Annotated in this window: 11 protein-coding genes; 3 read left to right on the top strand and 8 right to left on the bottom strand. The window is 71.2% G+C overall.

Features of this window, described 5'->3' with window-relative positions; genetic code table 11:
* Positions 1-51 precede the first annotated feature (51 nt).
* The 8 genes from OG302_RS24630 to rsmI form a co-directional block, all read right to left on the bottom strand.
* Positions 52-1,878: an ABC-F family ATP-binding cassette domain-containing protein gene (locus OG302_RS24630; RefSeq protein WP_371528761.1), complete on the bottom strand. Its 1,827-nt coding sequence runs from the start codon at positions 1,876-1,878 to the stop codon at positions 52-54.
* Between the two features lie 108 nt (positions 1,879-1,986).
* Complete coding sequence (locus OG302_RS24625; protein ID WP_371528760.1) at positions 1,987-3,348, bottom strand: acyltransferase; 1,362 nt, start codon at positions 3,346-3,348, stop codon at positions 1,987-1,989.
* Positions 3,349-3,450: 102 nt separating this feature from the next.
* Positions 3,451-4,338: a 4-(cytidine 5'-diphospho)-2-C-methyl-D-erythritol kinase gene (locus tag OG302_RS24620; RefSeq protein ID WP_371528759.1), complete on the bottom strand. Its 888-nt coding sequence runs from the start codon at positions 4,336-4,338 to the stop codon at positions 3,451-3,453.
* Positions 4,335-5,204, bottom strand: a complete 870-nt coding sequence (gene rsmA / locus OG302_RS24615; protein WP_371528758.1) for a 16S rRNA (adenine(1518)-N(6)/adenine(1519)-N(6))-dimethyltransferase RsmA — start codon at positions 5,202-5,204, stop codon at positions 4,335-4,337. Before rsmA ends, OG302_RS24620 begins: the two co-directional genes overlap by 4 nt.
* 134 nt (positions 5,205-5,338) lie before the next feature.
* Positions 5,339-6,712 carry a ubiquitin-like domain-containing protein gene (locus tag OG302_RS24610; RefSeq protein WP_371528757.1) on the bottom strand — a complete coding sequence of 458 codons (1,374 nt, stop codon included), beginning with the start codon at positions 6,710-6,712 and terminating at the stop codon, positions 5,339-5,341.
* Between the two features lie 151 nt (positions 6,713-6,863).
* The gene (locus OG302_RS24605) at positions 6,864-7,754 is read right to left on the bottom strand and encodes a TatD family hydrolase (RefSeq protein WP_371528756.1); all 891 of its coding nucleotides are present in this window, start codon (positions 7,752-7,754) and stop codon (positions 6,864-6,866) included.
* A 24-nt stretch (positions 7,755-7,778) separates the two neighbouring features.
* The gene (locus tag OG302_RS24600) at positions 7,779-8,210 is read right to left on the bottom strand and encodes a hypothetical protein (protein ID WP_371528755.1); all 432 of its coding nucleotides are present in this window, start codon (positions 8,208-8,210) and stop codon (positions 7,779-7,781) included.
* A gap of 195 nt (positions 8,211-8,405) precedes the next feature.
* Entirely contained in the window at positions 8,406-9,317 is a 912-nt protein-coding gene (gene rsmI / locus OG302_RS24595) for a 16S rRNA (cytidine(1402)-2'-O)-methyltransferase (RefSeq protein ID WP_371528754.1), read from the bottom strand.
* A gap of 74 nt (positions 9,318-9,391) precedes the next feature.
* On the opposite strand from rsmI, the gene OG302_RS24590 reads away from it, so the two are divergent.
* The 3 genes from OG302_RS24590 (at position 9,392) to OG302_RS24580 (ending at position 14,728) form a co-directional block, all read left to right on the top strand.
* Positions 9,392-11,140, top strand: a complete 1,749-nt coding sequence (locus OG302_RS24590; protein WP_371528753.1) for a dolichyl-phosphate-mannose--protein mannosyltransferase — start codon at positions 9,392-9,394, stop codon at positions 11,138-11,140.
* Between the two features lie 132 nt (positions 11,141-11,272).
* Positions 11,273-12,904: a penicillin-binding transpeptidase domain-containing protein gene (locus OG302_RS24585; RefSeq protein ID WP_371528752.1), complete on the top strand. Its 1,632-nt coding sequence runs from the start codon at positions 11,273-11,275 to the stop codon at positions 12,902-12,904.
* A gap of 87 nt (positions 12,905-12,991) precedes the next feature.
* Complete coding sequence (locus OG302_RS24580) at positions 12,992-14,728, top strand: penicillin-binding transpeptidase domain-containing protein (protein ID WP_371528751.1); 1,737 nt, start codon at positions 12,992-12,994, stop codon at positions 14,726-14,728.
* Positions 14,729-14,808: the final 80 nt, after the last annotated feature.

The raw sequence follows: 14,808 nt of genomic DNA, 5'->3' as shown, positions 1-14,808 counted from the left end.
CCCCCTGTTCCCAAGGGAGGACCGGCCCGTGATGCGTCCGTTACGAGACCTCTACGCGCTCTCCGCCAGCTCCAGCCAGCGCATCTCCAACTCGTCGCGCTCGCTGACGAGTTCACGCAACTCCGCGTCCAATTTGGCCACCTTTCCGAAGTCGGTGGCGTTATCGGCGATTTGAGCGTGGAGCCAGGTTTCCTTCGTGGACATCTTGTCCAGCTGCCGCTCGATCTTCTGGAGTTCCTTCTTCGCGGCGCGGGCGTCGGCGGAGGAGACGGTCTTCTGCGGGGCGGCTGCGGCCGGTTCGGCGGACGCGGGGGCGAGGGGGGCCGCGGGGGCACCTTCCGCCGCCATCCGCTTGCGCCGCTCCAGGTACTCGTCGATGCCGCGCGGCAGCATCCGCATCGTGGCGTCGCCGAGCAGCGCGAACACCTTGTCGGTGGTGCGCTCCAGGAAGAACCGGTCGTGGGAGATCACGACCATCGACCCCGGCCAGCTGTCGAGGACGTCCTCGAGCTGCGTCAGGGTCTCGATGTCGAGGTCGTTCGTCGGCTCGTCGAGGAAGAGGACGTTCGGCTCGTCCATCAGGAGCCGAAGCAGCTGGAGCCGCCGCCGCTCACCACCGGACAGATCACCGACGGGCGTCCACTGCTTCTCCTTGTTGAAGCCGAACGTCTCGCAGAGCTGCCCGGCGGTCATCTCCCGGCCCTTGCCGAGGTCGACCCGCTCGCGCACCTGCTGCACGGCCTGCAACACCCGCAGTGTCGGGGAGAGTTCGGCGACCTCCTGCGAGAGGTAGGCCAGCTTCACGGTCTTGCCGACCACGACGCGCCCCGCCGCGGGCTGTACGTCGCCGTCGGAGCGCTGCGCCTCGGCCATCGCCCGCAGGAGCGAGGTCTTGCCCGCGCCGTTGACGCCGACCAGGCCGATGCGGTCGCCTGGGCCGAGCTGCCAGGTCAGGTGCTTGAGGAGCAGCTTGGGTCCGGCCTGGACGGACACGTCCTCCAGGTCGAAGACGGTCTTGCCGAGCCGGGTCGTGGCGAACTTCATCAGCTCGCTGCTGTCCCGGGGCGGCGGCACGTCGGCGATGAGTTCGTTCGCGGCCTCGATGCGGTAGCGCGGCTTGCTGGTGCGGGCGGGGGCGCCGCGCCGCAGCCAGGCGAGCTCCTTGCGCATCAGGTTCTTGCGCTTGGTCTCCTCGGTGGCCGCGATGCGCTCACGCTCGGCACGCGCGAAGACGTAATCGGAGTAGCCGCCCTCGTACTCGAAGACGGACCCGCCCTGTACGTCCCACATGCGGGTGCACACCTGGTCGAGGAACCAGCGGTCGTGCGTGACGCAGACGAGCGCCGAGCGCCGCGTCCGCAGGTGCCCGGCGAGCCAGGCGATGCCCTCGACGTCGAGGTGGTTGGTGGGCTCGTCGAGCACGATCAGGTCGGGCTCGCCGATGAGCAGCTTCGCCAGGGCGATGCGGCGGCGCTCGCCACCGGAGAGCGGCGCGATGACGGTGTCGAGCCCCTGCGGGAAGCCCGGCATGTCGAGTCCGCCGAACAGGCCGGTCAGCACGTCGCGGATCTTGGCGTTGCCGGCCCACTCGTGGTCGGCGAGGTCACCGATGACCTCGTGCCGGACGGTGGCCTCGGGGTCGAGCGAGTCGTGCTGGGTCAGCACGCCGAGCTGCAGCCCGCCGTTGTGCGTGACCCGCCCGGTGTCGGCCTCCTCCAGCTTGGCGAGCATCCGGATGAGGGTCGTCTTCCCGTCTCCGTTGCGCCCCACGACGCCGATCCGGTCCCCCTCGGACACGCCGAGGGAGACACCGTCGAGCAGGGCACGGGTGCCGTACACCTTGCTGACTGCCTCGACATTGACCAGGTTGACGGCCATTAACGCTCCAGGGAAGGGGATCGATCGGCCTCCAGCGTAGTCGGAGGGAGCGACCACCGGCCCGGCGGCCGGTCAGGGCCCCGGATCAGCCACCCGGCCCGCCGGTGATCAGCGGCGCGCACCCGCGGGGAGCGCGCCCGCGCCCCGGCCCGCCCGCTCGACCAGCAGCCATCCGGCCAGTGCCATCCCCACCGCCACCGGCGCCGTCACGCGCACGGCGACCAGCATCGCCGTACGCCCCTCAAGGAGCCCCCCGAACCCGACCATCGAGAGGCCGAGCACCCCGAAGAGGCAGAGCGTGACCCCCACCGCCGCCGCGGGACCCGAGGCGGCGCCCGCCGCCGGCTGCTCCCGCGCCGCCACGGGCTTTTCGAAGCGGCGGAATGCCGCGACCAGCAGCGCGGTGAGCACCGCGGCCGCCGCCATCCGCAGCGGAACCTGCGCCCACCACGCCCCGGTGGCGGGCTCCGGCAGCGGCACGTCCGCGGCGATCAGCACCCCGTACACCCCGAGCATCGCCGTCAGGTGCCAGAGGAACGCCGTCATCGAGACGCCGTTCGCCGCCACCACGCCCCGCCACACCCGGGGCCGCGCGAGCCACCGCACGGCCGGCGCCCGCAGCAGCTCGACCGCGCCCACCAGCCACATCCCGTGGCAGAGCAGCGCGAAGGTGGGCGGGGCCATGTTCGAGACGCGCTCGCCGGGCATGCCCACCATCGAGAGGGGGTACGGGCCGAGGGCCACCAGGGCCGCGGCCCCCGCGAGCCCCGCCACGGCCATCAGCGCGGGCACCCGCAGCCTGCCGTCCGCCCGCAGGAAGCCGAGCTGATGCACGGCGAGCCACACGAAGGCGAAGTTCAGGAACTCGACGTACGGGACGCCGAAGGCGAAGCGCGCCACGTCCACGGCTCCCGCGGCGAGCACGAGAGCGCCGAACGCGCCCCAGCCGTACCGCTCGTGGAGTGCGAGGAGCGGCGGTGTGAACGCCACCATCGCCAGGTAGATGCCGATGAACCACAGCGGCTGGGCCACGAGCCGCAGCGTCACGTCCAGCAACGCCCCGCCCTCGCCGAGGAGTTGGAGCGCCAGGGCGGCGAAGCCCCACACCCCTATGAAGACCATCGTCGGCCGCAGCAGCCGCTGCAGCCGTGCCCGCAGGAACGCCGAGTAGACCGAGCCGCCGCTCTCCGGTGCCTTCCGGCTCAGGGAGCGGTACGACAGGGCGTGCGAGAAGCCGCCGACGAAGAAGAACACCGGCATGATCTGCAGCGCCCAGGTGAGGAGCTGCAGGCCGGGGACGGCGGCGAGGAGGTTGCCGACCGCGGTGCGGCCGTCGTCCCCGACGGTCACGGTCGCCATCAGCCAGTGGCCGACGACGACCGTGCCGAGTGAGGCGACCCGCAGCAGGTCGATGTACCGGTCACGCCCGGTGGGCGTCTTCTCGGCCAGTTCACGCACGCTTGATGCCATGTACGTACGGTCGCGCGCGCCGCACGGCGCGCGTCAGCGCGCACGTACTCAGATCGGCGCCTGAGTACGCACGCCGCTGAAGCCGCTGAACTGCTGAAGCCGCTAAAGGACCGTCGCGCCCAGGGCCGGGGAGGCCGCCACCCGTGCCGTGCGGCAGGTGCCGGAGGCCGTCAGTGCTTCGGCGACCCGTCGCGCGGACCCGGCGTCCGCGGCGAGGAACGCCGTGGTGGGTCCGGAGCCGGAGACCAGCGCTGCCAGGGCGCCCGCCTCCGTGCCTGCGGCGAGGGTGTCGGCGAGCGAGGGGAAGAGCGAGAGGGCCGCGGGCTGGAGGTCATTGGTGACGGCACCGGCGAGAGCCGCGACGTCACCCTCGCGCAGGGCGTCGAGCAGCGCCGGGGACGCCTCGGGGACGGGGGCGGCCGGGGTCAGCCGGTCGAACTCGCGGTAGACCGCGGGCGTGGAGAGCCCTCCGTCGGCGACGGCGAACACCCAGTGGAAGTCCCCGCCGACCTCAAGCGGCTCCAGCTTCTCGCCGCGCCCCGTGCCGAGCGCCGCCCCGCCCACCAGGCTGAACGGCACGTCGCTGCCCAACTCGGCGCAGATGTCGAGGAGTTCGTCGCGCGAGGCCTCGGTCCCCCACAGCGCGTCGCACGCCACGAGCGCGCCCGCGCCGTCCGCGCTGCCGCCGGCCATGCCGCCCGCGACGGGGATGTCCTTGGCGATGTGGATGTGCACGTCGGCGCTGCGCCCATGACGCTCGGCAAGGAGTTCGGCCGCCCGCGCCGCCAGGTTCGTGCGGTCCAGGGGCACCTGGTCGGCGCCGGGCCCGGAGCAGGTCACGCGCAGCTGCTCGGCGGGCGTCACGGTGACCTCGTCGTACAGCCCCACGGCGAGGAAGACATTGGCGAGGTCATGGAACCCGTCGGGGCGCGCGGCGCCCACGGCGAGCTGCACGTTGACCTTCGCGGGGACCCGTACGGTGACGCTCACGCGCCCGCTCCCTTGTGCTCGGCGATGCGCGCGAACTCCTCCACGGTGAGCCCCTCACCGCGCGCCTGCGGCGAGACCTCCGCGGCGACGAGCGCCGCCTCCGCCGCTGCCGCCGAGCCCGCCCATCCGGCGAGGGCGGCCCGCAGGGTCTTGCGCCGCTGGGCGAAGGCGGCGTCGACGACGGCGAAGACTTCCTTCTTCGTCGCGGTGGTCTTCACGGGTTCGGCGCGCCGCACGAGCGAGACGAGGCCGGAGTCGACGTTCGGCGCGGGCCAGAAGACGTTGCGCCCGATGGAACCGGCGCGCTTCACGTCGGCGTACCAGTTCGCCTTCACGGACGGCACTCCGTACACCTTCGAGCCCGGATCGGCGGCGAGGCGGTCGGCGACCTCGGCCTGCACCATCACGAGCGTGCGCTCGATGCTGGGGAAGGTGTCGAGCATGTGCAGCAGGACCGGCACGGCCACGTTGTACGGCAGGTTGGCGACCAGCGCGGTCGGGGCGGGGCCCGGCAGCTCGCGTACGAGCATGGCGTCGCTGTGCACCAGCGCGAAGGACCCGGCCTTCGCCGGGAGCCGGGCCTCGATGGTCGCGGGGAGCGCCGCCGCCAGCGTGTCGTCGATCTCGACCGCCACGACGCGGTCCGCGGTGTCGAGCAGCGCGAGGGTCAGCGAGCCGAGCCCCGGACCGACCTCGACGACCACGTCCTGCGGGCCGACGTCCGCGGTGCGGACGATGCGGCGGACGGTGTTGGCGTCGATGACGAAATTCTGGCCGCGCTGCTTGGTCGGGCGTACGCCCAGGGCAGCGGCCAGTTCGCGGATGTCGGCGGCGCCGAGGAGGCTGCCGGGCTCAGTGTTGCTCACCGCACCAGGTTACGGGGCCTGGCCCCTGGGCCTTCACCAGTCTGCTGCCGGGTGCCCCGCGGGCGGCCCTGCCCGAACGGGCCTTTCCCGCCCGCCCACCCGATTGCCCCGCAGCACCATCGGTCAGCCCCCCCCTACAACCGCCCCCCACAATGCGGCCACGGGCTAGCCCCCCGTTGCACGTACAGCTTCTTCGCGCGGAACGTCTGTTCGCCCGCGGAAGCATCCTGTGGGCGCCCCGACCCGCCCAGCGCCTGCCACGTCCGCGTGTCGAACTGGTACAGCCCCCCGTACGTCCCCGAAGCGTCCACCGCGTTCGGCCGGCCGCCCGACTCGCAGTGGGCCAGCGAGCCCCAGTTCAGGCCCTCCGCACCCGACACCGATTCCGGACGCTGCTTCGTGCCGACCTTCACGATCTGCGTCTGCGGCTCCCGTACGACCTCGGACCGCACCCGGCGCGGCTTCTGCTTGACGCCGTTGACCGTCCGCAACGCGTACGTCACCCGCCGGGTCCCCTGGTGCCCCTGCCGCTCCACGACCTCCGTACCGGCGAACAGCGAGGCGTCGTGCGTCCGCCGCACCTCGAACGGGATCGGCTCGTCCCGCACCTCCTTGTGCCCGGAGATCCGCATGACGGTGATCGTCTGCCCGTCGCGCGGGAAGCTGCCGGGCGCGACGGAGGTCGTGTCCTGGCCGTTCAGGGTGATCCCGGACTCCTCGATCGCCTCCCGCACCGTCGCCGCGTTCGTACGGAGGGTCCGCTCACGCCCGTCCGCCATGATCGTCACGGTGCGCTCGGTGCGTACGTCGAGGTCGAGGCCGTGCCGTTCGATCCGCTTGCTCCGCGACGCGGACAGGTAGGCACCCTCGGCCCGCACCCCGAGCTGCCGCAGCGCCCCGTCCACCGTGCGCGCCGTCGTCCACACCTCGCGCCGCTGCCCGTCGAGGGTGAGCTTGACCGGCCGGCCGTAGCGGACGGCGATCTCGTCGCCGCTGGCCAGGGCCGTGCCCGCGGTCGGCGCCACGATGTCGTGCGTGCCGAAGTCCACGCCCTCGTCCTCCAGCAGCTCGCCGACGTCGTCCGCGAAGGTGTGCAGGGTGCGGGACTCGCCGTCGACCGTCAGCTGCACGGCCTTGTCGTTGGCGACGAAGGCGGAGGTGCCGCCCGCGAGGAAGGCGACGACCAGCGCCTGCGGCAGCAGCCGCCGCAACGAGTCGGGCCGCTGCGACGAAGCGGTCCGCGACTGCGGCCCGGGCTTCCCCGCCGGCTTGGGCTTCGGCTTCTTGCGCCGGGCGGCCCGCCGCGCCTCGGCCCGCCCCCCGTCGGGCAGGACGGGTCCGGTGGCCTGCCGGGGAAAGTACTCCCCGGTCTCGGTGTCGGCCTCGGGCCCGTACCCGTACTCGGGCCCGAACCCGTCCCCGGCCCCGTACTCGGGCTCGGGCCCGGGCTCCGGCTCATAGGTCGTGCCGCCCCCATAAGACGTCTCGTACTGCGGCGCATGACTCACGACGATGCTCCAGCGTTCTCGTTCTGGTCCGGATCGTCCGGATCGGGCGAGGCGGACCAGAACCTAGCGGAGCAACCATCACTCTCCAAAGCAGCACGACTACTCAGTGTGGTGGTGCTGCCCTGAAGAACGGGGGTATGGGCGTTATCGGTCAGTAATCAAACGCGCGCGCCGTGTTGGCCGAGATCGCCTCGGCCATGGCGTCCTCGCCGATGCCCCGCACCGCGGCCATGGCCCGCAATGTGACCGGAATGAGATACGGCGCGTTAGGCCGTCCGCGGTAGGGAGCGGGCGTGAGGAAGGGCGCGTCGGTCTCCACGAGGACCAGTTCGAGGGGGGCCACGGCCAGCGCGTCCCGCAGACCCTGCGCGTTCTTGAACGTGACGTTGCCCGCGAAGGACATGAAGTAGCCGTGCTCCGCGCAGACTTGGGCCATCGCCGCGTCGCCCGAGTAGCAGTGGAAGACGGTGCGCTCCGGGGCGCCCTCCTCCTTCAGGATCCGCAGCACATCTTCGTGGGCCTCGCGATCGTGGATGACCAGGGCCTTGCCGTGCCGCTTGGCGATCTCGATGTGGGCGCGGAAGGACCGCTCCTGGGCGGACTTGCCCTCGGGCCCGGTGCGGAAGTAGTCGAGCCCGGTCTCGCCCACGCCCTTGACCTGCGGCAGCGCGGCGAGGGCGTCGATCTCGGCGAGCGCGGCGTCCAGCGCCTCGTCGCCGGCGGCGACGCGCGCGCCCTGCCGGGACCAGCCGTCGGGGTCGCCGTGCACGATGCGCGGCGCCTCGTTGGGATGCAGGGCGACGGTGGCGTGCACGCTCCCGTACGCGGCGGCCGTCTCCGCGGCCCAGCGCGAACCGGCCACGTCACAGCCCACCTGCACGACCGTCGTCACCCCCACCGCCGCGGCCTTGGCGAGCCCCTCGTCGACCGTCCCCGACTGCATGTCGAGGTGGGTGTGGGAGTCGGCGACCGCCACCCGAAGGGCTTCGGGCAGCGGCGGCGCGTCGTTCTTTGCGTCGGCGTCTTCAGGAGTGGAAGGCATGCCCCCGATCCTACGAAGGCGGCGTCATCCCGCCTTGCGGTGGTGGAAGGGATGCAGCAGCGCCGACAGATGCCAGTGGTGGTGCTTGGGCTCGGGGGCATCCGCCGCCCCGGCCCCGGACTCGTCCCCCGCCGCTGCCACCGCTCGCGGTGCGTGATGCCGCTGCATCAGGTCGAGCACCGACGACACCTGTCCGGCCCGCATGATCCGTACGACATGCCCGCCGCAGTTCAGGCACGTCGGCCGGGTCAGGGGCGACGGCACGTGCTGGCCGTTCGCCACGTACATCACGAATTCCTTGCCGTCGCCGTCCACGTGATGCTCGATGTCGTACGACTGCTCCCAGCCGTGCCCGCACCGCATACAGGCGAAGGCATAAGACTCGTGAACGGTATGTGTCGCGTTTATCGCGTCGGACGCCGTGGTGTGGTGACCGGTGTCGGCGATCTCACTCATGCCAGCTCCTCTTGTCCGCTGGACAAGCGCTGCCGGACCGGGGATTTCCTCCCGGCCGGAAGCGTGGGGACGGGTGCGTCCCCTTTGACCAGTGGACGCCTTTCCCGGAGCGAGCGCATCAGACCTGTCGACAGTTGAAGCCGATTTGGCCTTTCCATAGCCTTCAGGCCCGGCGCGCGGCCCGCGCTTTGCCTTTTACGATAGTCCTTTGCCCTTCGATGGGTCGGTCCGAGCCGCATTCTTTGCTGCGACCACGGCATCGAATACGTCGCGCTTGGGTAGCCCCGCTTCGGCCGCGACGGCGGCAATGGCCTCCTTGCGCCGCTCCCCCGCCTCCTCGCGCACCCGCACCCTGCGCACCAGCTCGTCCGGGCCCAGGTCACCGGGGCTCTTCTCCGGTGCGCCCTCGACGACGACGGTGATCTCACCGCGTACGCCGTCGGCCGCCCACTCGGCGAGTTCCTTCAGCGAACCGCGCTTGACCTCTTCGTAGGTCTTGGTCAGCTCGCGGCAGACGGCGGCCCTGCGTTCGTCGCCGAACGCCTCGGCCATCGCGACGAGGGTGTCGTCGATCCGGTGCGGTGCCTCGAAGTAGACGAGAGTGCGACGGTCCTCGGCCACCTCGCGCAGCCGCGAGAGCCGCTCGCCCGCCTTGCGCGGCAGGAAGCCCTCGAAGCAGAAGCGGTCCACCGGAAGCCCGGAAAGCGCGAGCGCGGTGAGCACGGCGGACGGCCCCGGCACGGCCGTGACCCGGATGTCCTTCTCCACGGCGGCGGCGACGAGGCGGTACCCGGGGTCGGACACCGACGGCATCCCGGCGTCCGTCACGAGCAGCACCCGCGCCCCGCCGACCAGCGCCTCGACCAGCTCGGGCGTCCGCGCGCTCTCGTTGCCCTCGAAGTACGAGACGACCCTTCCGCCCACCTGCACGCCGAGCGCCTGGGTGAGCCTGCGGAGCCGCCGGGTGTCCTCTGCGGCCACCACGTCGGCGGACTCCAGCTCGGTCGCGAGCCGCGGCGGAGCGTCCGCGACGTCGCCGATGGGAGTACCCGCGAGGACGAGGGTTCCGGGGGACGGGTTTCCGGGGGAATCAGCGCTTCCTGTCACCCGTCCATCCTCGCAGGCGCACGGGTAGGGCCCAGGGACGGGACTCACACAGCCGGGTTCCCTACGATGGCGCGGTGACCAGTACCGCGTCTTCCCCGGACACCCGCCAGGGCCAGGCAGCCGAGGAGCAGCAGCCGTCGTGGCAGCACAGGCTGCGCCGCTTCGGCCATGTGGCGCGCCCCACCCGGCTCACCGACGATGTCCGGGCCCGGCTCATGCCCGCGTACACCGAACCGAGCCCACGGCTGTGGGCGTCGATCGGCATGCCGAAGCGGTCCGCCGATCAACTGGTCAGGTGGTCGGGGTGGATCGGCCCGCTGCTGATCACGCTCGTCGCGGGGATCACCCGGTTCTGGAACCTCGGCAGCCCGAAGGCCGTGATATTCGACGAGACGTACTACGCCAAGGACGCCTGGGCGCTGATCCACCGGGGCTTCGAGGTCAACTGGCCCGAGAAGGTCAACGACAGCGTCCTGGACCAGGGATCGGGCATCACGATCCCCACGGACGCCGCGTACGTCGTGCATCCGCCGGTCGGCAAGTACGTCATCGGCATCGGCGAGTGGATCTTCGGCTTCGATCCCTTCGGCTGGCGCTTCATGACGGCGGTGCTCGGCACCCTGTCGGTCCTGATGCTGTGCCGGATCGGACGGCGGCTGTTCCGCTCGACGTTCCTGGGCTGCCTGGCGGGCGGCCTGCTCGCGGTGGACGGGCTGCACTTCGTGATGAGCCGCACCGCGCTGCTCGACCAGATCCTGATGTTCTTCGTGCTCGCCGCGTTCGGCTGTTTCCTGATCGACCGGGACAAGGCGCGGGAGAAACTCGCGGCCGGTCTGCCGGTGGACGAGGACGGCAGGGTGCGCCCCGACGCGTACGTCGCCGAGACACTGCGCCTGGGGTGGCGGCCCTGGCGCTGGGCGGCCGGCCTCTGTCTGGGGCTCGCCTTCGGGACCAAGTGGAACGGCCTGTACATCATGGTCTTCTTCTGCTTGATGACCGTCCTGTGGGACGTGGGCGGCCGCCGGGTCGCCGGCGCCGAGCGCCCGCACCTCGCGGTCCTGAAGCGGGACGTGTTCCCGGCGTTCGTGTCCACGGTGCCGGTCGCGATCGGCACGTACGTCCTGTCCTGGCTGGGCTGGATCCTCTCCCCGACGGACGGCACGGGCGGCTACTACCGCAACTGGGCGGCGACGGACGGCAAGGGCGGCAGCTGGACGATCCTGCCGGACTGGCTGCGCAGCCTGTGGCACTACGAACACGCGGTCTACGACTTCCATGTGGGGCTCTCGTCGCCGCACACGTACCAGTCGAATCCGTGGAGCTGGATCGTCGACGGCCGCCCCGTCTCGTACTTCTACGAGTCGCCGCTGCCCGGCAAGGACGGCTGTCCCTCCGGCACGGCGGAGAAGTGCGCCCGCGAGGTCCTCGCGCTCGGCACCCCGATGCTGTGGTGGGCGGGCGGCTTCGCGCTGCTCTACGTGCTGTGGCGGTGGGTGTTCCGCAGGGACTGGCGCGCGGGCGCCATCGTGTGCGGGATCGCGGCGGGTTATCTGCCGTGGTTCATGTACCAGGAGCGGACGATCTTCTTCTTCTACGCCGTCGTCTTCGTGCCGTTCCTGTGCCTGGCCGTGGCCATGATGATCGGCGCGATGCTCGGCCCGCAGGGGTCGAGTGAGCGGCGGCGGGTCGTGGGGGCCGCGGCCTCGGGCGTCCTGGTGCTGCTGATCCTGTGGAACTTCATCTGGTTCTGGCCCATTTACACCGGCCAGGCCATTCCGATCGATTCCTGGCGGGCCCGAATGCTCCTCGATACATGGGTCTAGACACCTGGTTGTAGGGCGCACCTTGGACACCTTCGGATAACAGCCCTCTCGCATGTCACTGCCTCCCCTTAAAGTCGGGGCGAGCGACCCTCCTGAATTCATTCGGGAGGGCTCCTGGGGAGGGGACGCGATATGCACAAAGGGGTAAAAGTCACTGTGGTCGGTGGGGTGTTCGCCGTCATGGTCGGGGGCGCGGGGTACGGCGCGTACAACTTGGTGAACGGCGTGACCGGGGGCGGCGGTTCGTCCGCGTCCGGCCCGCGGACGGTGAAGGCGGGGCCGCCGACGAGCGGCGAGATCCGCGGGACGACGGAGAAGTTCTTCGCCTCGTGGGCCGAGGGCGACGCCGAGCGGGCCGGGGGATACACGAACAACGCGGAAGTGGCCTCGAAGCTCCTGACCGGCTTCCGTGAGGACGCCCACCTGACGAAGGTGAAGCTCACGCCGGGCAGGGCCACCGGCGCGACCGTCCCGTTCTCCGTCGAGGCCACGGTGTCGTACAAGGGGAAGACCAAGCCCTTCTCGTACGACTCCGAACTGACCGTCGTCCGCGGCGAGACCACCGGCCGCGCGCTCGTCGACTGGGACCCCTCGGTCGTCCACCCGGACCTGAAGAGGGACGACACCCTGGAGACCGGCGAGGCCGCCGCGCCCCCCATCCAGGCCGTCGACCGGCATGGCAGGGCCCTGGACAAGAAGGACTTCCCCTCGCTCGGCCCGGTCCTCGACCAACTGCGCGCGAAGTACGGCGACCAGGTGGGCGGCACACCCGGTGTCGAGCTCTACGTCCGGCACGCGGACGAGAACGCGGGCACGGAGACGCTCCTCACACTCACCAAGGGCAGGGCGGGCCGGCTGAGGACGACGCTGAGCGCGTCGGCGCAGCGGGCCGCGGAGAAGGCGGTGGCGCGGCACGCGGACTCCTCGGTGGTCGCCGTGCAGCCGAGCTCCGGCGAGGTGCTCGCGGTCGCCAACCACCGGCAGGACCAGTTCAACGCGGCGCTGAACGGCAAGCTGGCCCCCGGCTCGACGATGAAGATCGTCTCGGCGGCGATGCTCATCGACAAGGGCGTGACGAAGGCGAGCGGCCCCGCACCCTGCCCGGACACCGCGGTCTGGCAGGGCCGCCGGATCGTCAATCTGCCGGGCCTGGCACCGGACGAGAACGCGACCCTGTCGGACAGTTTCGCGCGGTCCTGCAACACCGCGTTCGTGAAGCTGGTCGACGAGGACGGCGTCACGGACGAGTCCCTCCCCGAGGAGGCGCGGAACGGCTTCGGCCTGGGCCTCGACTGGAAGGTGGGCGTCCCCACGAACGACGGCTCCGTCCCGGCGTCCGCGGGCGGCGAGCGCGCCGAGAGCATCATCGGCCAGGGCAAGGTGCTGATGAACCCGCTCAACATGGCGTCGGTCACGGCGACCGCGATGACGGGGGCCTTCCGGCAGCCGGTCATCGTGGACCCGTCCCTGGACGACCGGCAGTTGGCCGAGGCGCACGGTCTGCCCTCGTCCACCGTCCGGCAGTTGCGCCAGATGATGAACCGCACGGCGGTCAGCGGCACCGGCGCCCCGGCCATGTCCGGGCTCAGCGGCAGCATCGGCGCGAAGACCGGCTCGGCGGAGGTCTACGGTCAGGACAAGCCCAACAGCTGGTTCACCGGATACCGCGAGGACGTGGCGGCCGCCGCGGTGGTGGAGAAGGGCGGCCACGGGGGCGACGCGGCCGGCCCTATCGTGGCGGCGGTACTTGCCGCAGGCAGTTGAGACTTGTGGTCGGGGCCTTCATGAAAGCCCCTTAGTGTGAGGCCTTCCGGTGCGGAGCTTGGAGGCTCTGGGATCTGCGGAGGATCAGTGGGCAAGCGAGGGCGCGCCAGCGAGCGCAAGGGCATCAAGAACATCTCGGGCATTCCCGGCGCGAAGAGCGTCAAGGTGCACCCGGGTGTGCTCGGCGGCGCCGCCGCCGTGGTCGTGTGCGGCGTGGGCATCGCCGCGTACAGCCTGATCGGCGGCTCGTCCGACGGCGATGGACCGACGGTCGACGAGAAGCCGGTGGCGGCCGGCCCGCCGACGCCCGCCGAGGTCCGTGCCACCACTCGGGACTTCCTCGCCGCGTGGGAGAAGGGCGACGTGTCCGGGGCCGCGACGCTCACGGACGACCGGACGGCGGCGAAGACCGCGCTCACCGCGTACGCCAAGGACTCCCACCTCACGAAGGTGAAGCTGACGCCGGGCAAGCGGGCGGGCGCGAAGGTGCCGTTCTCGGTCACGTCCACGGTCTCGTACGAGGGAAAGAACAAGCCCTTCGCGTACGAGTCCGAGCTGACCGTCGTACGAAGAAAGAACGACGGCAAGACCCTGGTCGGCTGGCAGCCCTCGGTGGTCCACCCGGACCTGAAGGACGGCGACCGCCTGGTCACCGGCGAGGCGGGGGACCCGCCGATCAAGGCGGTGGACCGGGACGGCGGCGAGCTGACGGCGGCGAAGTACCCCTCGCTCGGCACGGTCCTCGACAGCCTGCGCGAGAAGTTCGGCGACAAGGCGGGCGGCACGGCGGGCGTGGAGCTGCGCGTCGTGCGCAAGGACAGCACCAAGGAAGCCGAGAAGTCGGCGACGACGAAGGACGACGCCAAGGCGACGCCCGACAAGACGCTGCTCACGCTCTCCCCCGGCACCCCCGGCACCCTGAAGACGACCTTCGACGCCTCGCTGCAGGCGACGGCGGAGAAGGAGACGGCCAAGCGCGAGCAGGCCGCGGTGGTCCTGGTGAAGCCCAGCACGGGCGAGATCCTCGCGGCGGCCAACTCGAAGCCGGGCGGCTTCAACACGGCGTTCCAGGGCTCGCTGGCCCCCGGCTCGACGATGAAGGTCATCACGTCGTCCCTGCTCCTGGAGAAGAAGCTCGCGGGCGTCGACAAGAAGCACCCCTGCCCGAAGTACGTGACGTACGGCGGCTGGAAGTTCCAGAACGACGACAAGTTCCAGATCAAGGACGGCACGTTCCGCGCGAGCTTCGCCCGGTCCTGCAACACGGCCTTCATCAGCCAGGCCAAGAAGCTGCAGAACGACTCCCTGACCAAGCAGGCGCAGGAGGTCTTCGGACTCGGCCGCGACAACTGGTCGATCGGTGTCCCGACCTTCGACGGCGCGGTCCCGGTGCAGAGCGACGCGCAGATGGGCGCCTCGCTCATCGGCCAGGGCGGGGTCCGCATGAACCCGCTGAACATGGCGTCGGTGGCGGCCACGGTGAAATCGGGCACGTTCAAGCAGCCGTACCTGGTCTCCCCGGACGTCGACAAGCGCACGCTCGCGACGGCGTCCCGCAAGATGTCGGGCGGTACGGCGTCGGCGCTGCGGGAGCTGATGCACTACACGGCGGTGGCGGGCACGGCGGTCGAGCCGATGTCGGGCCTCGGCTCCGACATGGGCGCGAAGACCGGCTCCGCGGAGGTCGACGGCCAGAAGAAGCCCAACGGCTGGTTCACGGCGTACCGCGGCGATCTGGCCGCGGGAGCGGTCGTGCAGGAGGGCGGGCACGGCGGCGACTCGGCGGGCCCGCTGGTCCGCGCGATGTTCCTGGCGGGCCGGTAGCGGGTTCCTCTCACTCTCCTCGCTCCCGCCGGGACCTCTTGTCCGGTATGCGGATACCTGGTCGCGTGCCCCGTACACGG

Source organism: Streptomyces sp. NBC_01283 (genome assembly GCF_041435335.1).
Taxonomy (GTDB): domain Bacteria; phylum Actinomycetota; class Actinomycetes; order Streptomycetales; family Streptomycetaceae; genus Streptomyces.
Note: the sequence above shows the minus strand (reverse complement) of the source record. Positions and strands in the feature narration are given on the sequence as shown.